The sequence below is a fragment of the Flavobacterium sp. Root935 genome (genome assembly GCF_001429295.1).
Classification (GTDB): Bacteria; Bacteroidota; Bacteroidia; order Flavobacteriales; family Flavobacteriaceae; genus Flavobacterium.
The window spans coordinates 256,393-282,201 of sequence record NZ_LMJL01000007.1; the positions used below are offsets into that span (position 1 = coordinate 256,393).

Below are 25,809 nucleotides of genomic sequence, written 5' to 3' on the forward strand. Positions count from 1 at the left end.
GTAAATTATTTTATGAGATTTAACTTTTCTTCAACTTGTTTAATCTTTACATGCCAATAATCTAAACCTTCTTGATTGGTTACTATTTCCTTTTTGTAATTAGGAGAGATACTGCTTAATTTATGCCCGTTTTTATTTAAATCCCGTTCTTTTTCTTGTTTTGTTGTGGGTTCGATTCTAGTGCGCCAAAAATCCATATTTTCAAGATATCTTTTTTTAATCTCTTCAAAATATTCAATTATTTTTTCTTTTGAATTCGGAATATAACCTGGGCCGCTGCAGCCACAGGAATGAAATGTAATTCCAACTGAATATAAGCTTTTAAGATGTTCCCATTTTTTGACATCGTCTTTTTTAGGCGATTCAAAATCTAGTCCCATACTCGCCATTAATTCTGCACACTCTGGACATTTGGCTTCAAAAACGGATTTTTCTCCTTTTTTAATATCACTCATCAATCTTCTTTTAAATGTTTTTCGACAATTAAAACAAGCATAATGAGGTTTATAAGATGTCATAGCGTATCTGCACATTTTTTTAATTTTATTCTTAGTTTTCAGTAACAGTTTACAGTCTCAAGCACTGAAGACTGAGACTGCAACTGTAAACTAATCCCGAAGTGTCGGGACTACTCAATAAGTTTTCTTTCTAAAAAATAATTTACAATTGCTTCTTTCATTAAAACCGATTGTTCTCCTGCTTTTAATGGCGGCAATTCTTCTTTTACTTTGTAATGCGGCCAGCCTTCAGCGTCAAAAAAATCGAATTCATAAAATCCGTAAGGCTCAAGCAATCTGCAGATGGCGATGTGCATTAGGTTGAGTTTTTCATCTTTTTTGAATTCGCGGTGCAATTTTCCGAGCTCCTGAACTCCTATTAGGTAAATAATGGCATCTAAATCTAAATCTTCGCCTTGCGAAAACTGATTAGATAGTATTTCAACGAGCTTTTCCCATCGCTCTTTTAATTGTGTATCTCTAGACATTGTATGATTTTAGATTGTTGATTTTAGATAAGATTGCTCAAAAATTCAATTCTGAAGAGGGGCAGAATTACAATCTGTATTCTAAATTTGATTTGCAAAGATACATAGTTCAAATTCAATGTGCCTAAAAAAAATTAAACACATAAAATTACATTTGCCATCAAAGTCATGAACCTTTGTCTCTCTGCACCTGTGAACCTTAAAAAAACATATATTTGCGGCTTTATTAAACACACAGAAAACATGAGTTTTTTTGATATTATTGTTGCCGCACTTCTGGCTTTTAGTTTATACAAAGGAATTAAAAATGGACTTTTTGTAGAAGTTGCTTCTTTTATTTCGCTGTTATTAGGAATTTATCTTGCCATTAAATTTTCTTCTTTAATGACTGGAATGATTTCAAAACATGTTTCTTGGAATCCAACAAATATTCAGCTTACGGCTTTTATCTTAACGTTTATTCTGGTTGTAATTGGCGTTTATTTTCTAGCTAAAATATTAACCGGAATTGCCGATTTTGCCATGCTGGGATGGATGAACAAATTAGGAGGAGGTCTTTTCAGGATTTTAAAAACCATTCTTATTTTAAGTGTTTTTATCGCTTTGTTCGAAAAAATCAATTTCAATAATACTTTCGCTAAAAAAGAAACTTTAGACAATTACATTTTTTATAATCCAGTAAAGAAAGTTGCCGCTTTTGTGTATCCATCAATCGAAAAATGGTACGAGACTTTTAAAAAGGAACATTCTGAAAAACCAGAAGAAAAAGAAACTTCTGAATCTGAAAAAGAATAATTCGTATATCAACCCGACAGGTTTTATCCCGAGGCTTCGGGACAGTCGGGTTTCTTATTAACGACAACAAAATTATATATCGCTCCGCTGGAGCTTTAGTATTTACGCTTATTTATTTTGCTACAAATATTTCGCTTCTCCGAAGCTTTTTTTAAATAACCCTAAAAGGTTTACAAACCTATCGAGTTTGTTTTTATACATATCTTTTATTTTATAAAGCCTCAGAGAGGCAAAATATTTATAGAAATTTAAATCGTGTGAATGTAAAAAAGCTCCAGCGGAGCGACATATATTTCGGTGCTCTGGAGCTTTTTTACAATCTAGATAATATTTTTTCTATAAATATTTCGCTTCTCCGAAACTTTTCTAAAAATACTATTTAGAATTTGATTTCTAGGCTTTCTCCTTTTTTCAAAACAATCTCTTGTTTTTTATCACCGAAAATCACAGTTGTTTTTCCTCCATTTTTAGAAGAAATAATTACTTTTTGCGGTTTTTTATTATTCCAAGTCATTTCAATTTCGAATCCTCCTCTTGCGCAGATACCACTTACAGAACCTTCGTCCCAAGCATCTGGTAACGCAGGAAGCAATCGGATTTCGTTTTCATCTGACTGAACTAACATTTCTGCCACCGCTGCTGCACCTCCAAAATTACCATCAATTTGAAATGGCGGATGTGCGTCGAATAAATTCGGGTATGTTCCTCCTCCTCTTCTTGGTTTTTCTGTTTTCTTTCCGTCGGGATCTACATAGCGAAGTAATTCACGATACATTTTATAAGCACGATTTCCGTCCCAAAGCCTCGCCCAAAGATTAATTCTCCAGCCTTTTGACCAGCCTGTAGTTTCATCGCCTTTTATTTCTAAAGTCTTTCTTGAAGCTTCAGCCAAATCAGGTGTTTTTAAAGGCGTGATATGATCACCAGGGAAAAGTCCGAATAGCTGTGATTGATGGCGGTGTTTTGGATCATTATCATCCCAATCAAAATACCACTCTTGAAGATTTCCTTTTTTACCAATTTGATACGGATAAAGCTTTGAAAGCGCTGTTTCTAACTTTGCTCTAAAATCAGCATCTGTATTCAGTACTTTTGAAGCTTTTATTGTTTTATCAAAACATTCACGAATCATAGCCAAATCGGCTGTTCCACCGTATAAAGTAGCTCCAACAAAACCATCTGCCAGTTTATATTGATTTTCTGGTGAAGTTGATGGCGACGTAATGAGATTTCCGTTTTTATCTGTTACAAGCCAGCCCAAACAAAATTCGGCTGCGCCTATCATTAACGGATATCCTTCTTTTTTCAAATAGGCTAAATCTTGCGTAAAAGTGTAATGTTCCCAAATGTGTGTGCTCAACCAAGCGCCCGCAATTGGCCAGCAAGCCCACATTGGATCTTCTTTTCCAAATTGCCCAACTGGATTGGTCATTGCCCAAATATCCGAATTATGTGCCGCTGCCCAGCCTTTATTTACTCCGTAAAAAGTCTTAGCCGTAACTTTTCCTGTTACCGAAAGATTTTTAATAAAACTCAAAAGTGACGAATGCATTTCGGAGAGATTAGTGTTTTCTGCCAGCCAGTAATTTTCTTCCAGATTGATATTCATGGTATAATTACTACTCCACGGCGGACTTAAATGCGGATTCCAAAGTCCTTGCAAATTGGCCGGAACGCCCAAAGTTCTTGATGAACTAATTAGCAGATAACGTCCAAAATTGAAATACAAAATTTCTAGATTTTTATCTTCTTTTCCGTCAGCGTAGCGCAATAAACGTTCGTCTGTTGGTAAATCTGGAGCGGTTGTTTTTCCTAAATCTAAATTTACACGATTAAAGAATTTTTGATAATCGGCAATATGGGATTCTTTTACTTTATCGAATGGTTTTGCATAAGCTTTGTTTAAATTTTGCAATGCAATTGACACCTCATCTAAACCTTCTGTTGCGGGATTTTTATCAAAACCATTAAAACTTGTGGCAACAGAGACATAAATAGTAGCTTCTGTTGCATCTTTTAAACTTAAAGATTCTCTCGAACTTGTAACTTTTCCATCAGTTTTTTTGATTTGGATTAAAGTCGTAAATCTTGTTCCTCTTTCTTTTATGTCTAAATATTTGGGTAAAACGGTATATCCAGCATTTTCATGAATTGGTGCAGAACCTGTTAAAACCAAAATATTGTTTCGCACTTCAACATTTGATTTTAAAAGACTTTTTAAATTGACATCAAAATTTAAAGCGCCTTTTTGGTCGGCTGTCAATTTGATGATCATAATTTGATCTGGAGCCGAAACAAAATATTCACGCGTATATTTTATGCCGGCCATTTCGTAACTTACTTTGGAAATCGCGTTCGAAAGATCCAGTTCCCGATGATAATTTACTGCTTTGCCTTTTTCGGAATTATTGATTTCTAATGTTCCTAAAGGCGCATACGATTCGGAGTTTTTTCCCTGAACTTTTTTATTTAATTCTTCAGCCAGTTTATAGTTCTCGTTTTTTAAAGCCTCACGAATGGCTGGAATGTTTTTATACGCATCTGGACTCATATTGGCATTTACAGGCTCGCCTGACCAAAGCGTAATATCATTCAAATAAATTTTATCCGAATTGGCGCCTCCAAAAACGGTTGCTCCCATTTTTCCATTTCCTAAAACTAAGCTTTCCTCAAAGAATTCTGCAGGCTGATTGTACCATAAAACATTTTTAGATTGGGCAGAAACGTTTGTAAAGTAAGATGTGAGAAGTAAGATGAGAAATGTTTTTTTTATCATATCTGTATTATCTTATCCTAACAGGTTTTTAAAACCTGTTAGGTATTTATTGAATATCTAAAACTAATAAAAATCTATGTCATACCTAACAGGTTTTGGAAACCTGTTAGGATAGAAATCAGATGTTCCTACGGAACAATATTGCATTGTTAATTTTTTACAACGGATTTCATCCGTTGCAACCGATGAATTGTTCCTAACGGAACATTTTTAATTTATTTTTCATTCAAACAAGTTTCGAAAACCGTCCAAATTACCTTTACTTCTGACTAATTACTAAGGACTAATCACCAAGAACTAATCACTAAGGACTAAGAACTAAGAACTAAGAACTACTTACTAACCGAATACTTTTCATTCGCCGTAATCATTTCCCAATTATCGGTTCGGAAAGGTGATGCAGGGAATTTTTCTTTATTGAAAAGATTGATTGCCGTATCATCATCTGCCCAGCCGTAATGAACTGCTACAGGATTTTGAACTTTATCGCTTGAAACAATGATTTTGTTGTCTTTAATTATCGCTTTCGCGGAATGAAAAACTTTGTCTGCACCCGCTATTTCAAAGCCTTTTAATTCATCGTTATTTGGCGTTGATAGCCCACTGCCAATGTTATCAAAAGTCAAAATGATCTGATTTCCTTTTATTTCTTGAGACTTATAAGTTGGTCCGCTGTGAACTTGTTTTTTACCGTAAATATTGTTCATCGCAACTGCCGCCAAACGCAAACCGATATCTTGTTTGTTTGTTGGGTGAATGTCTTTTGCGTTACCAATATCGGTTGTAACCACCATTCCGGTATTTTTCAATTTTAAAGTTTCAGATTGTGCTTCGCGAAGTTCTGCCCAGCGGCTTCCTTTTTGACTGTTGCCGCCAAATTCGTCGAAAGTTGACAATTGAACAAAGTAAAAAGGAAAATCTCCTTGTTTGAATTTCGTTCTCCAATCTTTGATCATTAACGGAAATGACTTTTTGTATTCTGCTGCTCTCCAAACATTGGCTTCACCCTGATACCACAAAACGCCCTGCATCGCATAAGGAACCAACGGATTTACCATTGCATTGTACAATAATGAAGGATAACTGTTTGGCGAAATTGCAATTTTTACCTGCACAACATTAAACTTCCAAAGCCCGTCAAGTGGAAGGTTTGTGTCTTTAAAATCGATTTTTAAATCAGCTGGATCGCCGTAGATGCCGCCACCTCCGCTGTAATCTGTAATTCTAACTGCTATTACGTTGGTACCTTCTTTCAAGACATTTGCAGGAATTTTATAAACTCGTAGTTTGTCCCAAAGATTATTCGTGCCAACTTCAACTCCGTTTACATAAGTTTTGTCTTCATCGTCAACTTTTGCTAAATGCAAAACAGCTTCTTTTTTGGCTTGTTCTGCTGTTAAAACAATTGTTTTTCGCATCCAGACGATTCCATCGATATTGCCAATCTTCTGATTTTCCCAAAGTGAGGGCACTTTTATTTCCGGCCAGTTTTTATCCTGAAAATTTAGATCTTTGAATTGGTTTTCATTTTCCATAGAAACATCAAAACCTTGTACCTTTTTGAGATTATCTAAAACTGATTTCTTATAAATTTCAAAAACCGAATCAATATCTACTACTGGAACATCTGCAATCATCGCTTTAAATTCCGGGCTGTTTTGAAAAGCTTCACGGCTTGTCCAAGTTTCTACGTTTGTTCCGCCCCAAGAAGTATTGATGATTCCGATTGGGATTTTTAATTCTGCATACAATTTTCTAGCGAAATAATAACCCACTGCTGTAAAATTACCAACGGTTTCTTTGTTGGCTGCTTCCCATTTTCCTTGTTTCAAATCGTCTTTTGGAGTACCACTTAAATCTTGGGCGACACCAAAATGACGAATCATTGGATAATTAGAATCTGCAATTTCTTTTTCGGCATTCATGGTTTTATAAACCTGAAATTCCATATTCGACTGACCACTGCAAATCCAAACTTCGCCGACCAAAACATTTTTGATGGTGATTTTATTTTTTCCGATGATAATCAATTCGAATGGTCCACCAGCTTTTTCTGGACTTAAATTTACTGTCCATTTTCCGTTTTTATCGGCTTGTGTTTTCTTAATTTGTTTGTTGAAGTGAATTTCTACACTTTCATTTGGATCTGCAAAACCCCAAATCGGGATTTGCTTATCTCTTTGAAGCACCATTCCGTCAGAGAATATTAAAGGCATTCTCACATTAGCATTTGATAAAACACTAAATATCAGAAAAATAAAAACTAATTTTTTTTTCATTTTTTCTATTTTGAATATTTTTAACCCTATAAATGATATAAGTTATTTTAAGTTCTAATTTAATATTGTGTTTAAATTTACTTATATCACTTATGTGGTTAACTACATTTATTATTGTAATCCTTCTATTAAGGCGTTTAAAGCCTGGGTATCAAAAACAGTATTATTGCTTCTATTGAAGATTCCGAAACCGTTGTTTCCTATGCTTCCTTCATCCCAATAAAATGGTAATAATCCGTTTGCTTTTGCTGTTTTTACAACTGTTTTTAAATAATAAGCTCTTGAATTTAAATGTAAAGTCAGAGCGTCTCCAGTTAAAGTTGTTCTTCGGATTGCTCCAAATTCTCCTAATAAAACTGGAATTCCTTTATCTACAAACTGCGTTTTCATTAATTTGAAGTTTTTCTCCAAATCTGCTTCCTCACCCCAAGTGGCATTTCGTTCTGTATCGGTTGTAGAGTGAAAACCAGTTCCCCAATAATAAAACATTTTACCCCAAGTTTCGTCTTTGGTTAAACCAGCAAAGTTCCAAGGTGAATAATAATGCACTTCGACCATCATTCTGCCAGTTACTTTATCTACTGGCAATGTAGTCATTAATTTGTTTGTTTTTTCGATATCTGTTGTCGGCCCTTGAACGACTAAAACACGAGAAGCATTTTTTCCTCCAGTTGAACGAACTGCATCAATAAAAGTTTGGTGGTAAGAAGTTAAAACTGCCATTTGAGCAGCATCTTCAACCGATGGTTCGTTGGCGCTTGCAAAAAGCAAATGCTCATCGAAACCTCTTAAATGTGTTGCAATTTGTTCCCAAAAAGCTTTTTGTTTGGCGTTGTTTTCTACTTTTTTAGCTTCGGTAATATTGTTTTCCAGCCATCCGCCGTCCCAGTGAATATTAACCAAAACATACATATCATTATCCACGCAGTATTGCACTACTTCTTTCACTCTGTTCAGCCATTCGGTTTTAATTTTTGCTGTTGAAGCATTTTCTAAATTCTGATTCCAAGAACACGGAATTCTGATGGCATTGAAACCTTTTGCTTTTACAGCATCAATCAGCTCTTTGGTAACTTTTGGATTTCCCCAAGCGGTTTCACCTCCAGTTGCTTCCAAAGTATTTCCGATATTCCATCCGAGTTTAATCTTAGCTGCCAATTCAACTGCTGAACTTCCCATTCCAGAGGCATCTGCCGCAATTGGATTCGTATTATAACTTGGGTACAAACTTCCTGCTGCCTGAGAAATCAAAATTTCTGAAGCATTCCCTTCTGTAGAAGTTAATTTCAATACTGTCTTTCGTACTGCTGTATCTACATTTTCTGAAGCCGTAATTTTTACAATCGTGCTTCCTGAAGTCCCAACTGCTTGACTTAATTTTATCCAACTTGCGGGATTACTTAAAGTCCAATTTGTTGCATTAGAATTAATAGTAATCTCAACTGTAGTTTCTTTACTTTCAAAATCAATTTTATTAATGCTCGAAACAACTGTCTTTATGGATACAGGATTTGTATCTTCTTTCTCAGAACTACAGGCTAAAACTCCTAAAAAAGCAAAACACATGGCAAAGCTTAACAGATAATCTTTAATTGTATTTTTCATGTTATTTGGTTTGGTGGTTAACATCAACGCCAGCTTTAAAAGGGCTGGCGTTAATTATAGTTAGATTTTATCAAAAAAGAACAGCGGTTATTTTACTGTTACTTGAATTTCTTTTTTAATATCTCTAGAAGAAGTTCCAATTTTGATAGTGTATTTTCCTGGCTCAACTGTCCATTTTTTAGAGGCAACATCGTAATAAGCCAATTCTTTTACTGGAACTTTAATAGTTACTTTTTCAGAGCCTCCTGCTTTCACAGAAGCTTTTTTGAAACCTTTTAGTTCTTGTGCTGCACGGGTAATTTTAGAATCAGATTTTGAAGTGTATAGTTGCACTACTTCTTTTCCGTCTACTTTTCCAGTGTTTTTAACCTCAACTGTAACTTCAATTACCTCATTTTGAGCGTAAGATTCTTTATTTGCTTTTGCATTATCAAGCGCAAAAGTTGTGTATGATAATCCGTAACCAAAAGGATATAAAGGAGCCACATTTTTAGTATCAAACCAACGGTATCCGATTAAGATTCCTTCAGCATAATTTACAGTCTTATCTCCAGGGAAACTGTTTGTTGCATGTGCAGGAGAATCTTTTAATTGTTTAGGCATTGTCCAAGGCAATTTTCCTGACGGATTTACTTTTCCTAAAATTACATCTGCTAAAGCATTTCCGCCTTCAGAACCATTGAACCAGCTCCAAACTAAAGCAGAAGATTTCTGGCTTACTTCATTAATATCAAAAGGAGCTCCGGCAATCATCACTACAATAGTTTTAGGATTAGCAGCAGTTACTTTTCTAATCAATTCTTCTTGTCCGAAAGGCAAATGCAAATCTCTTCTATCTGATGCTTCTGTCTCATAATCACGGTTTGAACCCGCAAAAATGATCGCAACATCAGAATTTTTAGCTGCTTCTACTGCTTCTTGTACTTTTGCATCGTCTAATTTATCGATGGTTACTGGACCGTTAGCTGTAATATTTCCTAAATTGCCTTTGTTTCTTTCATCATAACGCTCTAAATATCCTTCTGCGTAATTGATTTTAACTGATGAAGGAAGTCTGTTTTTAAGACCTTCTAAAGGCGTAACTTCTCTTTTTGTTTTAACTCCGGCACCAAATCCGCCTAGAGCATTTTTCTTTGTTGCATTGTTTCCAATAACGGCAATAGATTTCACTCCGTCTAGTTTTAATGGTAATGCATTATTATCGTTTTTCAACAACACGATTGCTTCTGCAGCAATTTTGTAAGCATCTTGGTAATGCGCTTCGGTTGCAATGCTTCCTTTGGCACGAGTTCCGCCACCCATTGCTTTTACTTGAAACAGTGTTCTTAAGATACGTTTTACGTGAAGATCAATTTCTTTTTCAGAAACTTCTCCCGATTTAACGGCTGCAATTAATTTATCGGCTAAGAAAAATTCGTTGAATGGTTTTGGTGTTCCCATTTCAATATCTAAACCATTTTTTAAGGCTTTTGCTGTCGAATGCACCGCAGCCCAGTCAGAAACTACGATTCCTTTAAATCCCCATTCATCACGAAGGATTTTATTCAGCATATAATCATTTTCACATAAATATTCGCCTCTAAATTTATTGTAAGCGCCCATTATACTGTATGCTTTTGCTTCTTTTACTGAAGCTTCAAAAGCTGGAAGGTAAATTTCACGAAGTGTACGCTCGTCAATTTGTACATCGACAAAATCACGATTCGTTTCCTGATTGTTTGCTGCATAATGTTTTACGCAAGCCATTACGTCTTTTTCTTGTAAACCAACGATCAAAGGCACGGCGATTTTTTTATTCAAAAACGGATCTTCAGACATGTATTCGTATGTTCTTCCTCCAAGCGGTGTTCTCACCATATTGATGGCTGGCGAAAGTAACATATCTTTGTCTCTGGCACGTAATTCTTCTCCTAAACTGGTTCCAAAAGTATGCGCCATTTCTGCGTTCCAAGTTGCTGCCAAAGCGCCTCCTGCAGGATAATAAGTTGCAAAGTCGTTTGTCCATCCCGCTGGAGCCCAATTGTCGCGTGAGATTTCTTCACGAACTCCTAGAGGACCATCGGCCATTTTTAATTCTGGAATTCCTAAACGTTTTACGCCTGCATTGGCAAACATGCTGTTCCCGTGAAGCATTCCTATTTTTTCTTCTAATGTCATCTGCGAAATCAGTTTGTCGATTTCCGCATCATGATCTGTGCTTATTTCTTTTCCTACGTATTCTTCTGTCTCTGCTGTATTTGAAGCTAACGTTTGTGCATCATTTTTACATGAAGTAAACAATGCAAAAACAAGAGCTGCCGAAAGGAATATCATTTTGTTTTTCATAGATAGTTAGATGTTTTTAGATTTAAAGATTTCTGATACCTCACACATGATCTTTAAATACCGTTAATATTATATGTTTGTGGTTTTTTGTCTATTGTTTTATCAAATTTAGAAAAACAACGTCGTTTTCATTGATTTTGAATTCTCTGCTGAACGTTCCTTTTGCATCAATTGTTATTTTTTCTGTTGCAATTGGATCGCCGTTATTTTTCTTTTTCATATTATTTACCTGCTCACGCGTCAACTGACTTGGTTTGTTTAAAGCCAGATAATCGGCATAAACGTCATTTACTTTGTAACCTACTTTATAGATTTCTAAAGTATATTTTCCTTTCTGCATTCCGTCAATTTCTACCTTTACTTTTCCTTTTTCTTTTGATGGAAGATCCTGAACGTAATAGGTTTGATTCCAAACTTTCTCGCCCGGATGTGTATTGGTAAAATCCCAAAGTAAAATTTGTACATCGCCTTTTGTATTTTTAGAAGTCCACGAAGCTTTATCCGAATTTTGAAGTTCTGTTTCTCCCAATTTGTTCAAAAACTGATACGAAAAATAAGCTGGCTTTTTAATTCCCTGCGTATTCAACAATCCGAAGCCGCCATGAAAAGGCGTAAATCTTGGCCCTGGTTCTTCAAAAATATCTGTAAAAACCCAATACGACATGGAGTTTGCAGCATTGCCGACTTGTTTTAATTTCTGCAGAATATAAGCTGCCGAATGATAACTGTCGTGAATTGGATCTGCAGGCGTATAAGACGAACTCCACTCTGTGTAATGCAGTTCTAAATTGGGTTTCGCCGAATTCGTAATCTGCTTACGCGAATTAATAACGTCTCCGCTAATACTGTTTTCATCTGGACTTAAAACGGTTCCAGAAGTCCCGAATTCATCCAAATATCCTTGGTTTACACCATAAGTATGCGTCGAGATAAAATCTAAAGGCACATTGTTTTTAGCACAAAAATCGATTGTTTCGGGAACCCATCCTGCTCCTGCTGTTGCTGGTCCGCCCACTTTGTAATCTTTGTTTACTGCTTTTACACCGCGGGCAGCATAATCATACAATTTAAAATATTCTGCCTGAGTTCCTGTCCAGAAACCTGGTGTTAAATTTGGTTCGTTCCAAACTTCAAAATACCATGTCTTTACTTCTTCAACTCCGTAACGTTCTGTAAAATGCGCAGTTAAATTTTTGATTAAATCTTCCCATTTTTTATAATCTTTTGGAGGCGTCACATTTCCTTTCCACCAAAAAATAGTTTCTTTTCCGCTTGCCAATGCATTCGGCATAAAGCCTAATTCAACAAAAGGTTTCATTTTCAGACTCACAATATAATCGAACAAAACGTCTACGTATTGGTAATTGTATTCTGGATTTCCTTTTGAATCTTCACGGTAAACTGCCATATCATCAGACAATAAACCATGAAAACGAATGTATTTAAAATCGCATTCTTTTTTTACCAAAGCCAATTGCTGCTGCCAGTCGGCTCTCAAACCTTCGTTTGCTCTTCCGGCACCAATGCATTCTTTAAACATGGTGTTTAATTTTCCAGCCGATTTGTTGTAATCTACTTTTATCGTTCGGTTTTGTGCCATCAAATGGACTGAAGTAATTAAAACTGCTGCTATTAAAAGTTTTTTCATTTGGAAACTGTTTTTGTTATTATCCTAACAGGTTTTTAAAACCTGTTAGGTATATTTCAACCAATCTAAAAAGCTTTTTAGTTATGTGATGTGACATTGATACCTAACAGGTTTTGAAAACCTGTTAGGATAGCATAATGATTATAATTTTTTGAATCTTACTGCACCACCTCCGGCACCGCCTAATTTCAATTGTAATTTATCTGAAGCTTTTACTGTTTTCTTCGAAATTGCCACTGCTTCTGGATTGTGTGTTTGATCTGTTCCTTCAGCATCTACATAAATCTGTGCTTCGTAAGTTGCATTTGGATCTAAGAATGATAATGAAACTTCTACATTTCTTGGTTTTTCATTTGTCAAAGTTCCTAAATACCAGTCGGCACTGTTTCTGTCTTTTCTAGCTGTTGTAATGTATTCACCAATTTTTCCTTCTACAATCTTAGTGTCTTCCCAATCTGTTGGAACATCTTTTAAGAATTGTAAAGCTGGTTTTCCTTCGTAATTTTCTGGAAGATCTGCCAGCATTTGAATTGGAGAATAAAGCACTACATACAATGCCAACTGCTGTCCCACTGTTCCTTGGATTCTTTTTCCTGGGTAACCTTGTTTTACCTCAACATCGAAAATTCCAGGCGTAAAATCCATTGGGCCAGAAAGTAATCTTGTAAATGGAATGATACTTAAGTGGTTTGGCGGATTTCCTTCGCTCCACGCGTTATATTCTTGTCCGCGTGCTGCTTCTCGCGAAACCATGTTTGGGAAAGTTCTTCTTTCTCCAGTATCTTTAATTGATTCGTGGTATAAAACTGCTAAATCGTACTGTGCTGCTTTTTCTAAAATGTATCTGAAATAATTCACTCCAAACTGTCCGAAGTGCATTTGTTTCATGTTCAATTTAGAACCAACGTGACCAATTTTTACTGTGTGAATTCCTAGTTTTTTGTATAAGGCAAAACCTTCATCTACTTGTTGCAAGTAATTAATCAGGTTTGAACCTGTTTCGTGATAACCGATTAATTCGACGTTTTTGCTTTTTCCGTAAGCGACTACTTTTTCTAAATCAAAATTGTCTGCACTTTTTGTAAAGCTGAACATGTGCATACGGTTTTCGTACCATCCTGGTGTCCATCCTTTATTCCATCCTTCGATCAATAAATGATGGAAACCTTCTTTTGCTGTAAAGTCGATATACGCTTCGGCGTTTTTAGTTGTTGCACCTTGTTTATCGCTTTCCCAGAACGTGTATTTTCCGATGTGCATTCCCCACCAGATTCCTAAATATTTATAAGGTTTGAAATAACTGTTTGTGTTTTTTAATTTGTTTGGTTCATTCAAATTTAAAACCAAATATGATGTGATCAGTTCACCTGGATTTTCTCCAATTTGAATGGTTCTCCAAGAAGAGGTGAAAGTATCTTTTACACGAACTTTTACACCATCTGGCCATGGCACCAAATCCGATTTTAATTCTGTTCCTTTATTGTTTACCAAAGTCATACTTGCAAAATCTATCAAGTTTGCTTCGTGAAAACTTAGAGCCAATCCGCTTTTACTTTCTATTGTTAATGGAGTTAAAACGGTGTCTAGTGTGCTTACCGGCGCATCTTTGAAAAGATATTCGTCGCGGTTTTCTCTATTTGCCGGAATCCACCATGCTTTTCCATCTTCTTTTAAGTTAAAAGTCGTTTTTTCATCCATGATGAAAATACTGTCTTTTACGTTTTGTTTTGGATAGACATATCGAAACGCCACTCCATCGTCGAAAGCACGGAACTGGATTTGCAATTTTCTCTTGTTTCCAGTTTTTTGCTGTAAATCAACTACAAGCTGATTGTAATTGTTTCTGATGTTTTTCTTTTCTCCCCAAACTTGTTCCCAAGTTTCATCAAACGAAGAAGTTTTTACTCCCTTAATTTCAAAATTTGAACTTAAATCTTCATTTCCTTTTAGTAAAAACCCTAAATCAGAAGGTGTTATTACTTCGGTTTTTCCGTGTGAAACGGCATATTTTGGAGCGTTTTTTACTAACTCAAATTTGATTTTATTTTGTCCGTTTGGCGATGCCAGTTCGTAAGCGTTTTTGTTTTTCTGACTGTAGCCAATTACTGCTGAAAACAACACGGCTGGGAGAATTAGATAGTTTTTCATTGTTTTTTGGTATTATATTTTTTTTGCCACTGATTTAAAGGATTAAAAAGGATTTTTCTTTATGATTTTTTCACGCAGATTCTGCAGATTTTTGCAGATTTTATTTTAATCCTTTAATCTGTGGCTATTTTTTTGCCACGAATTACACCAATTATCACAAATACAATTCGTGGAAATTCGTGTAATTTGTGGCTAACTTTTTTATTTTGCCCACTCGGTTTTAAAAGTGGTTTTTCCGTTTAATGGATTTCCAGTTACTTCAAAATTGTTTCCGTTTTTGGTCACTTTTATTTCTTGTACTGCATCGCCTTCTGGTAAAAATACTTTAGCTGTTGCCGAAGTTGTTTTGTCGCTTGCGTAAACTTTCAATGTCAGTTTGCTCCAATCCATATCTTTTGTAGACTGCGCTAAACCGATGTGTGGAATCGCAGTTCCGTCTTTAATTAAAACTACAATTGGCACTTCGCCAGCTTTAATTTTATGCCATCCCGATTGGTATACTTTTTTAGTTTGATAATCGATCCAAGTTCCTTCCGGAAGGTAAACGTCTCTTTCTTCTACCTCTTCAAAAAGCGGCGCAACTAAAATACTTGAACCAAATAAATATTGATTGTCAACTAACCAAGCTCCTGGATCGTTTGGATATTCCACAAATAAAGCACGCATCATTGGTAATCCTTTTTGAGAACTTTCTTTAGCCTGAGCATAGATATAGGGCATTAATTCGTAACGCATATTATCTGCTTTTCTAAATCCTTCTAAGAATTCTTTGCTGTACAGCCAAGGTTCGCGAGGAGGCTCTCCGTGGCTTCTTACGTGTGACGTAAACATTCCGAATGGTGTCCATCTTCTGTAAATATTCTCAGGAGATTTAGTTGCAAATCCTCCAACATCATGACTCCAGAAACTGAAACCAGAAAGACCTAATGAAAGTCCGCCGCGTAATTCTGCCGACATGGCTCCGTTTGAAGTTTCAGAATCTCCTCCCCAATGCAAAGGATAACGCTGCGATCCTGCCCAAGTACTTCTTGCCCAGATTAAAGTATATCCTTTTTCTTTCTGAGTAATTTCGGCAACAGCTTTGTTGTAACGTAACGGATATAAATTGTGCTCGTAAAAACCAGTTCTTCCAGAATGGTAAATTCCGTCTGGCGGCGCAGCTTCTCCAAAATCAACTTTGAAAACCGCAACACCTTCATCAAATAATTTTTTCAATTTGCCTTGATACCAAGAAATCGTTTCTGGATTTGAGAAATCTAAAACAGCATCTTCATAAGGAAGATTTCCTTTTCTGTCTCTTACGGCTAAGTTTTTCTCCATGATTTCTGGAAACAAAGTATTCTTTGGCGTGAAATACGGCAATTGCCATAAACAAACTTGGAAACCGTCTTTCTTTAAATCCGACATCATTTTGGTTGCATCTGGGAAACGAGATTTTGCAAACTCGTAGTTGTTTCTCCAATCTACATCAAACCATCCTGTATCGAAATGAATAACATCGGTTGGGATTTTGTATTTACGCAAATCTCTTGCAACTTCGCGTCCTTCTTTTTCTGAGAAATACGTGATACGGCTCATCCAGAAACCGAAAGACCAAAGTGGCGGCATGGCAGCTTTTCCAGTCAAATTAGTGTATTGATCTAAAACGTCTTTTGGTTCTCCGATGAAGAAAAATAAATCGGCTTCATCATCGCCAATGTACATTTCGTTGGCACTTGAAAAATATTTCCCAAAGTCAACTGTAATTGGTGTAGAATGGTGCATGAAAACTCCGTAACCGCGGCTGCTCATGTAAAACGGAATCGGTTTGTACATCGTTTCATTTTGGATTCCGTTGGCGTCATCTGTCCATAAAACTACTTTTTGTCCGCGTTTGTTGAATTGTGTGAAAGATTCTCCACAGCCAAATATTTTCTCGTCTGGTTCTAAACTGAACGCCGCGCCCATACTTCTAGAGTAATCGCTGTTTCTACGAACATAAGAAAACGGAAGTGTTGGTGTATACGTATTTTTAAAATCGGTATCGTGAAGCGTGCTTGTCAGCATTTTTCCTTTTTCATCGTAGATTTTTACGTGCCAAGGTTTGGTCAAAATTTCAACTCTTCCGTGTTTGCTTGTATAACTGTGACCGCCTTCAATTTTAGAATATTTCCATAATTCCGGGTGATTTGGCGCAACGCCGTCAACCAGCATTAAAGATTCTTTTTGCGGATGAAACTGCGGTCCAGAAGTCGTTTTGATTCTAACTGTTCTATCGGAAACAAACTGAATTTCAAACGGCAAAACTGGAGATTCTGCGTATTCTGTTGTTGGGAATTCGTTTGCTTTTTCTACATCAGGTTTCATCATCATGTTGTTGAAAGCCTGACGCGTTTTGTAATTGTATCTCAAATATTTTATAGTTCCTTTTCCTGTTGCAGGATCAAAAGATGCCAATTCATCTGCGAAATAAAAGGTGTTCAGATAATTCTGAAAATCTTTACTGATATCAATTGGTGCATTTAATACTTCTGCATTTTGAATTTGTGCTGATGCTTTCGGCACCGCAATAAATCCAAACATTAAGGCAGAAAATAATGCGGTTAGTTTTGAGTTTTTCATTGGTTAATAATTCTAGATGTTAGTTTATCCTAACAGGTTTTTTAAAACCTGTTAGGTATTTTATTTTATATCTTGATAAAAATCTATTGATACCTAACAGGTTTTAGAAACCTGTTAGGAACGTAACTTATTATTCTGCTGTAATTACAATTGTCGATTGCTTTAATCCGTTTGCTTTTGCGGTTAATTCCAATCTTCCAGATGTATTTCCTGATTGTACAATTACCAAACATTTTCCAGCCAAAGCTGTATGTTTAGTTCCTTTGTACGGTTCGTGGCTTACTGGATCTCCGCTACAAACTCCAACAATTTTTCCGTTTCCTTTTAAAGAGAAATTGATTTCGTTATTGGCATTTGGAGCTAAAGTCCCTTTATTGTCTAAAATATCAACTGTAATAAACGACAAATCATTTTTGTCTGCTTTTATCGTGCTTCTGTCCGCAGTCAATTTTAATTGAGATGGATTTCCAGCAGTTTTAATTTCTTTTTCTAAAACTACTTTTCCGTCTTTTCGAGAAACTGCTTTTAAGGTTCCTGCTTCAAAAGGAATTCTCCACATTACATGAAGATCGTCTCCTTTTTTGCTTCTTTTTCCAACCGATTTTCCGTTTACAAAAAGTTCCACTTCATCGGCTTTATTGTAATATGCCCAAACGTCAACGGTCTGTCCGGCTTTCCAGTTCCAATGCGGAAAAATATGAAGAACCGTTTTGTCTGTCCATTCGCTTTGATACATGTAATACACATCTTTCGGGAAACCAGCCAAATCTACAATTCCGAAATACGAACTGATAGACGGCCATTCGTACGGCGTTGGTTCTCCGATATAATCGAAACCTGTCCAAATGTACATTCCAGAAAGGAAATCGTGTTTTTTAATGACTTTCCAAGTTGCTTCGTGCGTTGAACCCCAAGGCGTCTGCACCTGATCGTAAGCCGAAACGGTATTTCCAGGATTTCCTTCTGTAAATTTAAGATCCCATCTTACCGGCCATTTTTTGATAGTGTCTGAAACGGCATCGTAATATCCTCTTGTCTGCAAACCTGAAGTCGTTTCGGTTGCGATGAAAGGTGTATTTGGAAAGTTTTTCTGGTGATGTTCGTACGTTTGATGCGCATAATTGTATCCAATTAAATCTAAAACACCTGATCCAGCAAGCGGATTAATCGAAACATCTTTTTTCTCAAATTGTAAAGTCACGGCATCAATATTCATGTTTACCGGCGGATTCATCGCAGCGGTCAACGGACGTGTTTTATCGTATTGACGTGTGATTGCTGCTAATTCTTTGGCAATTTCCACACCTTTTTCGTTCCATTGTTCCGGGATTTCATTTCCGATACTCCAAACAAAAATACTTGGATGATTTCGGTCGCGCAGTAATTGATCGATTAGATCTTTTTTGTGCCATTTGTCCCAATCATTTCCGTAATCGTATTTGGTTTTAGTTTGTTTCCATATATCGAAAGCTTCATCCATGACAATGAAACCCATTTTGTCGCAAAGGTCTAAAAGTTCCGGAGCGGGTGGATTATGAGAAGTTCTGATTCCGTTTACACCCATTTCTTTCATGATTTCCAATTGACGTGCAATGGCGCGAGTATTAATTGCAGATCCCAACGGGCCTAAATCGTGATGTAAACAAACTCCTTTTATTTTAACCTGTTTTCCATTCAAAATAAAACCTTTGTTCAAATCGAATTTAAAATCCCTGATTCCGAAATTGGTTTTGTATTGATCAATGATTTTATCGTCAAGCGAAATTTCCGTAACAGCTGTATACAATTCTGGTTTTTCAACAGACCATAAAACAGGATTGGGCACTTGTATTTGTTGTTTACTTGTTTGATTGGTATTTGCACCAATTGTTATATTTTGACTAGTCGATTTTATTCTTCTAAGATCATTTCCGATACCATAAAAAATAGTTGTTGTTACTGTTGCTTTCTTTGAAGTCGAATATTGATTCTGAATTGTAGCTTCAATATTTACCGAAGCTGTGTCAGCAGTAACTTTTGGCGTTGTCACGTAAGTTCCCCACTGTGCAACATGCAATTTATCTGTGGTTTCAATCCAGACATTTCTAAAAATTCCAGAACCTGAATACCATCTTGAATTGGGTTGTTTTGAATTGTCAACCTTAACAATAATTTCGTTGTTTTTATCTCCGTAATTTAAATATTTGGAGATTTCATATTGAAAACCAATATATCCGTTTGGACGTTTTCCTAAATAATGGCCGTTTACCCAGACTTCGCTGTTTTTGTAAACGCCGTCAAAAGTGATAGAAGTTACTTTTGTACTGTCTTCTGCAGCGACTTTGAATGTTTTTTTGTACCAGCCTAAACCTCCGTTTAATGCTCCTCCGCCATAACCAGCCGGACTTTTTTCATCAAAATTTCCTTCGATGCTCCAATCGTGAGGAAGGTCTAGTTTTCTCCATTTAGTGGTACTTCCAATGGTATCTTTATCAATAATACTATCGTTTAGATGGAAACTCCAATCTGTATTAAAAGAAACTTTTCTATTTATAAATACATCCTCTTTTTTAGCGCAGGAATTGAGTAAAATTACTCCTGCTGCTACTGCCAACAAACATATGCTTTTTATGTTTTTTCTAATATGCATAGCTACTTTTTGTGTTTTTGGAATTGGAAGATAGAAATAAAAATCGATTTCGAATATTTCTTCTTTAAATAATTTAAGTCTCAGTCTTAAAGCACGTTAGAAACATGTTTAAAACTGAGACTTCAAAACTAACTAACTTATGATTTTGGTTTGTAATGGAAAACAATTAAACAAACACCTTCGCCGGTTCTACTTTTATCTCTTATAACAGCAAGTCGTAAAGAGGTTGCAGTAAGCTCAACCACTTTTACATTGTACCAATTGCTGCAATCTAGATAGTAATCACCACCGTAAAGCATTTCTACTCCTCCATTAAAAATTATTCTATTGTTTGCAATATCAAATTTGTATGTGTTTTTCTTAGTAGTCTGATTGTTATTTGCAATAGCGGTTTGAGTAACAGTTGTATTGTAATTTCCATTTAAATCAAAATACATTTCACCCCAATTTTTATTTGGCATAACCCATGAATTGCTTGCATAATCTGGAAGCCAGCTCCAGTTATCTCCAGATGTTGAAGGATAATCTAAACCAGCCCATCCAACAGGATCAACAAAATCTAATACCCATGTTTTTCCTGCAACACCATTGGTCAGCATCTCCCATCTTGGATCGCTGAAATAAGTATCATCGTTTTCAGGAACATCAACTACTGTTGGAAGCGCGTCTACTGAACCTCCTCTTGTATAGGCTGTAAAATAAACATTGTATTTTCCTGCGAAAGGTAATGTTACACGATCATCGCTTTTGTTTGAATGCCCTAATTCATTTCCTGATGCATCTACAAATTTCCAATATGGAATTACAGTTGGATCTTCACTTTTAAGGATTAAAACATTTTTGTTTACTGCATCCTGAGTGATAGAATATTTAAGTGTTTCTGGTGTTACTGTGATTGCTGGTAAACTTTCGCGATCTTCAACAGGCTCACAAGAGAATAAAAACGAACTGATTGTTACAGCCGTTAATACTATATATAATATACGTTTCATAATCAATTTGTTTAAAGTTAATTCCAACCTGGATTTTGTTGAATAGTACCATTTGAAAGTACTATCTGTGATTGTGGTAAAGGAAACCATCCGAGCGTTTCTGGTCTAAATGTTACGGCAAACTGAGAATCTCCAGTATTGTTGTCAATAGCTGCTTTCATTGCAGGCATTCCTTGTCTGATTAAATCAAAATAACGTAAACCTTCCAATGCCAATTCTAAACGGCGCTCTTGCATAATATTGGCTTGAGTTGCAGGAATTCTATGTGTTGTACTTTTAAAAGCACGATCACGAACTCTGTCTAGATCTGCTTGTGCCAATGCTGTATTTGTTCCTAAATTCAATTCGGCAGCCATTAGTAAAACATCTGCAAAACGAATAATTGCATAATCCTGATAGTTATCAATTTGGAAATTTCCTCCATTTGCTTCTACAACTGCTGTTCCTGCTGCATTCGTAATTGGACAATATTTTTTCCAAGAATATCCAGTGTATTGACGCTGTTCTCTAGCTTGAGCATCAAAATTTAAATTCTCACCTGCATAATCAATAAATGAAGCTGCTTTTCTAGTATCTGTTGCTTCATAAGCTTCAACCAATTTTGGGTTTACTGTTGCTCCTCCCCATCCTGTTGCATATTTTCCTATTGAACCTCCACGCGGTGCAATGTTTACCTGAAAACGGTTTCCTTCGTGAAGATCCCAGTTTCCTTTCCCTGAACCATTGAAACGAACAGCCCAAACCATTTCTGTATTATCTTCTCCAGCAAAATTTTCAAAAGAAGCTGCTAACCAAAGATTCGCAAAATCTGCTACTAAACCGTGTCCGCTATTATTTACAGCATCGTTAATGTAATTTACAGCCTGCGCTTTTGTAACTACACCTGCTAAATCTGTTTTGTTGTAAGCTCCTGTGTAAAACAAGAATGTTCTAGCTAAATAAGCTTCTGCAGCCCATTTTGTAATACGTCCGTAATTTGCATTTCCTGCTTGAGAGTAATTTTCTGGTCCTAAGTTATCTGCGGCAAATTTTAAATCGTTTGCAATTAAAGCATAAGTAACTTCTGGTGCTTGTCTTGGTAATTCAAATTCACTTGTCGTTACCGTATGATCTAACGGAATAATATCTCCAAACATTTTTGCCGCTTGGAAATGAAAATGTGCTCTTAAGAAACGTGCTTCAGCTTCGTAACGCGTTTTCAAAGCTGTATCAGATCCCCAGTTTACTTTGTCTAGGTTTTCTAACAAAATGTTTGCTCTGTAAATTCCAAGATAAGAGTTTGTCCAAGTCAGGGCATTCATATCTTTATCTGTAGTATATTGAAAGCGGTCCCACTGCAAATCTACTGTTGGATCTGCAATACCAAATCCTCCAAAACAGTTGTCAGATGCCTGCTCACTTACGATCAATTGAGTACCGTAAGCTTCTCTTTGCAATACATCATAAACGGCTACCAAACCTTCAAAAGCATCAGAAGGAGTTTTATAAAAATTCTCTGTTACTTTATCTGTATATGGTTCGTTCTCCAAAAAATCTTCCGAACAAGCGCCTAAGGTTAGTAAGCTTGAAAGTGCAAATAATTTTATATATGTTTTCATCGTGTTCAAAATTTAAAAGTTAACATTTAGACCCATCATGTAGGTTCTTGGCTGCGGATAATATCCAACATCAATTCCTTTAGCCCAAGATTGATTTACGTTTCCGAAACCAATTTCTGGATCCATTCCTTTGTACTTCGTGAATGTGTAAATGTTATTTCCTGCAACGTACAATCTGAATTTAGAGAAGAATTTCAACTTGTCTGTTAACTTTGTCAAATCACATCCAATTGTAGCATTTTTAATTCTGAAGAAATCTGAATCCTGAATATACAAATCAGAGAATTTAGTATAGTTACCATTATCATCTGTTCCGTATGTTACTCTTGGAACTGTGTTTGAAGTTCCTTCGCTTGTCCATCTGTTTAAAACATCTGTAGTGTTGTTTGTGTAGGCACGAGTATAATCGTGAATTCCAAAAACGTTTTGTCCTCCAGCAGTACCATAAGTATTAATAGATAAATCAAAAGCTTTATATGATAATTCTAAATTAACACCGTAGTTAATATCTGGGTTTGGATCTCCGATTTGTGTTTTATCATTTGCATCAATTTTTCCGTCAGTGTTCAAATCTACAAAACGAACATCTCCAGGTTGTGCATTTGGCTGAACTCCAGCTGCAACTTCTGCTGCATTTTGGAAAATTCCAGCTGTTTTTAATCCGTAGAAATAACCCATTGGTTTACCCACCTCAACACGGTTCATTTCGTCTAAACCTTGGAATAAAACATTTGATTCTCCGTGAATGATTCCTTCGTTGTTTGCAATTCGTAATACTTCGTTTTGGTTACGAGAAAGGTTTGCATTGATTCCGAAATTCCAATCTTTTCCAAAACGTGTACGATAAGCCAATCCAATCTCAAAACCTTTATTACTCACATCTCCACCATTAATATAAGGTGCGGTAGCTCCAGCATAAGCCGGGATAGAAGCAAGAACTAACCAGTCTTTCGTTTTCTTATCATAGTAATCGAAAGTTAAAGTAAAGTTGGTAAATAAAGTAGCATCAAAACCTAAATCCAACTGCTCAGAAGTTTCCCATTTTAAGTTTCTATTTGCTAACTGATCTGGGCTTGAACCTACTAATAAAGTTTCGTCACCTGTTCCAAAATGATACGTTTTATCTGTTGAGTTTACAACCGACATATAAGCAAATCTTCTTGCAAATTGATCGTTACCATTTTGTCCCCAGCTTGCTCTTAATTTGAAAGTATTTAATACTTTATTTTCTTTAAAGAAAGCTTCTTTGTCTAAATTCCAACCAGCAGAGAACGATGGGAAAATAGCATATTTGTTGTCTGGACCAAATTCTGAAGATCCGTCACGACGCACTGTAGCTGAGAATAAATATTTATTATCATAATCGTACAATAAACGTCCGAAGTACGATTGAATAGCGTAATCTCTACGGTTTCCTTTTACCACATTTGATGTTGGATCTTTTGCATTATCCAAATAAGCATGTTCGAAATCATCAAAAATTAAGTTTCTTCCTTGTCCTTCCATGTAATCTGCAGTGTTCTTTTTAGCAGAAGTACCCACTAACACATCAAAATTATGAGCAGAAGCAATGTTGAATTTGTATTGAAGTGTATTCTCAAAAATCCATCCCATCGATTTTGTTGAGCTTTGAGTAACACTAGAAACTGTATTATTATCATTTGAAGAAAGAGAATAAACAGGTCTGAAAGAACGGTAGTTACTATCTGTCATATCAACACCATAACTGGTTCTGAAAGTAAAGTTTTTGGCAAATTTCAATTCAGCAAAAATATTACCTACATAACGGTTTGTTTTTGTTTGATTGAAGTTGTTATAGTATAAAGATCCAACTGGATTACTAATATCTGCAGAGATAATTGAACTTGCAAAATCTCCATTTGCATCATACGCTGCATCAATTGGAGCAGCATTTAAGAAGCTTCTAATTGCGTTGCTGTAAATTCCATCATCTGCAACACCGCTTGATTTAATGTTTGATAAAGTGAAGTTTTCACCAATTTTCAAATATCCTTTAATAACTTCTGAAGTAGAGTTTACAGTAAAAGTTACACGATCGTATTGAGATTGATTATTTGCTCCGCCAATCATACCTTCTTGTCCATAGTACGATAAACCAGTTGCAATTGTAGATTTTTCGTCACCACCAGTAATCAAAAGGGAGTGATTTTGTTTCATTGCACCTTCATTAAACAAATCTTTCTGCCAGTCATGATTAGGAAATGCAGCAATTTGCTCTTTCGTGTATAATGGAGCATATCCAGAATTTACACGAGCTTCGTTCATAATTGTTGTATATTCTTGTGTATTCATCAAATCCAGTTTTTTTGCAATCTGCTGAAAACCTGTGTAAGAACTGAAAGACACATTCATTTTACCATCTTTTCCTTTTTTAGTTGTAACCAAGATAACTCCGTTTGCTGCTCTTGCTCCATAGATAGAAGCCGCAGAAGCATCTTTTAAAACGTCAACCCTTTCAATAACAGAAGGATCTAAGTATCCAATTCCGTTATCTACTACAACACCATCAACAACATAAAGCGGATCACTGTTTCCTGCTGTACCTGCACCACGAATATTTACCACCATATTCGCACCAGGCTGACCAGAAGAAGAAGTTACAGAAACTCCAGAAGCCTGACCTTGTAAAGCATTTACAACATCAAGACTCGCCACTTGCTGAATGTCTTTTCCAGATACCAAAGAAGTTGCAGCTGTATTCACTTTCTTCTTTTGAGTACCATAACCAATTACTACAATTTCTTTAAGTTCTGCAGTTTCTGGCTGCAGCACTAAATTGACAACTTTCTGAGCGCCAACAGTAATTTTTTGTGTTTTAAATCCCACGAAAGTGATCACTAAAACATCTCCTGTTTTAGCTTCTACTTTATATTTTCCATCAAAATCGGTAACAGTACTCGATTTTGTTCCCTGTACTTGTACAGTTGCTCCGGGAACTCCAAATCCGTCTTCGGCAGAAGTGATTGTTCCACTTACAGTTTTGGATTCTTGTGCAAATCCAAACTGCATCATAAATACGCTAAGCAGCACCGCCATAAAATATGGAAGCTTTGTTGTAATACAATTTTTGCTTTTCATAGTAAGAATTGATTAAGTTTAAGTTATAGTTAGTAATTTTTACCCTAAGAGAAATCTGGAAAACTTCCCAAGCAGGTCATGCCTAAAATGAGGGCCTGAATCTCATCTCCAACATTTAGTACTTGCAGACTATAAGCAGCTATTTTTAAACATCAAAATCGATTAAAAATCAATTTCTAAAAAAACATTTGTGGTAAGTTTAAGTTAAGTTGTAGCTTTGCCTTTTTTACTTATAGTCAATTTGAATTTATCTTATGGTAAATTTGACTACAAGTGTAAAACAAATTTTCTATATTAACAAAATATTAGGGTTATTTTTTTTCTATTCT

General features: G+C 35.9%; 14 protein-coding genes. 1 reads left to right on the forward strand and 13 read right to left on the reverse strand.

Translation table 11 applies throughout. The features are described from left to right. Positions 1 to 5 precede the first annotated feature (5 nt). Both ASE40_RS02690 and ASE40_RS02695 read right to left on the reverse strand, forming a co-directional pair. Positions 6 to 455 (reverse strand): hypothetical protein, encoded by a 450-nt coding sequence (locus tag ASE40_RS02690; RefSeq protein ID WP_241774311.1) that lies wholly within the window; start codon positions 453 to 455, stop codon positions 6 to 8. Between the two features lie 173 nt (positions 456 to 628). Beyond that, on the reverse strand, positions 629 to 985 hold the full coding sequence (locus ASE40_RS02695) for a hypothetical protein (RefSeq protein WP_057115259.1): 357 nt from the start codon (positions 983 to 985) through the stop codon (positions 629 to 631). A gap of 243 nt (positions 986 to 1,228) precedes the next feature. Between ASE40_RS02695 and ASE40_RS02700 the strand changes: the two genes are divergently transcribed. Beyond that, positions 1,229 to 1,780 (forward strand): CvpA family protein, encoded by a 552-nt coding sequence (locus ASE40_RS02700; protein WP_057115260.1) that lies wholly within the window; start codon positions 1,229 to 1,231, stop codon positions 1,778 to 1,780. Between the two features lie 379 nt (positions 1,781 to 2,159). Here ASE40_RS02700 and ASE40_RS02705 read toward each other — a convergent pair whose 3' ends face one another. From ASE40_RS02705 to ASE40_RS02755, 11 genes are all read right to left on the reverse strand, one after another. Further along, entirely contained in the window at positions 2,160 to 4,556 is a 2,397-nt protein-coding gene (locus ASE40_RS02705; protein WP_057115261.1) for a glycosyl hydrolase family 95 catalytic domain-containing protein, read from the reverse strand. A gap of 332 nt (positions 4,557 to 4,888) precedes the next feature. Next, positions 4,889 to 6,835, reverse strand: a complete 1,947-nt coding sequence (locus ASE40_RS02710; protein WP_057115262.1) for a sialate O-acetylesterase — start codon at positions 6,833 to 6,835, stop codon at positions 4,889 to 4,891. A gap of 111 nt (positions 6,836 to 6,946) precedes the next feature. Continuing rightward, positions 6,947 to 8,440 (reverse strand): cellulase family glycosylhydrolase, encoded by a 1,494-nt coding sequence (locus ASE40_RS02715; RefSeq protein ID WP_198530099.1) that lies wholly within the window; start codon positions 8,438 to 8,440, stop codon positions 6,947 to 6,949. Between the two features lie 87 nt (positions 8,441 to 8,527). Then, positions 8,528 to 10,765: a glycoside hydrolase family 3 C-terminal domain-containing protein gene (locus ASE40_RS02720; RefSeq protein WP_057115263.1), complete on the reverse strand. Its 2,238-nt coding sequence runs from the start codon at positions 10,763 to 10,765 to the stop codon at positions 8,528 to 8,530. A gap of 91 nt (positions 10,766 to 10,856) precedes the next feature. Then, positions 10,857 to 12,413: a GH39 family glycosyl hydrolase gene (locus tag ASE40_RS02725; protein WP_057115264.1), complete on the reverse strand. Its 1,557-nt coding sequence runs from the start codon at positions 12,411 to 12,413 to the stop codon at positions 10,857 to 10,859. A gap of 141 nt (positions 12,414 to 12,554) precedes the next feature. Then, complete coding sequence (locus ASE40_RS02730; RefSeq protein WP_057115265.1) at positions 12,555 to 14,561, reverse strand: glycoside hydrolase family 97 protein; 2,007 nt, start codon at positions 14,559 to 14,561, stop codon at positions 12,555 to 12,557. Between the two features lie 201 nt (positions 14,562 to 14,762). Beyond that, positions 14,763 to 17,162 (reverse strand): alpha-xylosidase, encoded by a 2,400-nt coding sequence (locus ASE40_RS02735; RefSeq protein WP_057115266.1) that lies wholly within the window; start codon positions 17,160 to 17,162, stop codon positions 14,763 to 14,765. A gap of 130 nt (positions 17,163 to 17,292) precedes the next feature. Beyond that, positions 17,293 to 19,791 carry a glycoside hydrolase family 2 TIM barrel-domain containing protein gene (locus tag ASE40_RS02740; RefSeq protein WP_057115267.1) on the reverse strand — a complete coding sequence of 833 codons (2,499 nt, stop codon included), beginning with the start codon at positions 19,789 to 19,791 and terminating at the stop codon, positions 17,293 to 17,295. Between the two features lie 137 nt (positions 19,792 to 19,928). Continuing rightward, complete coding sequence (locus ASE40_RS02745; protein ID WP_057115971.1) at positions 19,929 to 20,783, reverse strand: hypothetical protein; 855 nt, start codon at positions 20,781 to 20,783, stop codon at positions 19,929 to 19,931. Between the two features lie 17 nt (positions 20,784 to 20,800). After that, the gene (locus ASE40_RS02750; RefSeq protein WP_057115268.1) at positions 20,801 to 22,381 is read right to left on the reverse strand and encodes a RagB/SusD family nutrient uptake outer membrane protein; all 1,581 of its coding nucleotides are present in this window, start codon (positions 22,379 to 22,381) and stop codon (positions 20,801 to 20,803) included. Between the two features lie 12 nt (positions 22,382 to 22,393). Further along, the gene (locus ASE40_RS02755) at positions 22,394 to 25,480 is read right to left on the reverse strand and encodes a SusC/RagA family TonB-linked outer membrane protein (protein WP_057115269.1); all 3,087 of its coding nucleotides are present in this window, start codon (positions 25,478 to 25,480) and stop codon (positions 22,394 to 22,396) included. Positions 25,481 to 25,809 lie beyond the last annotated feature (329 nt).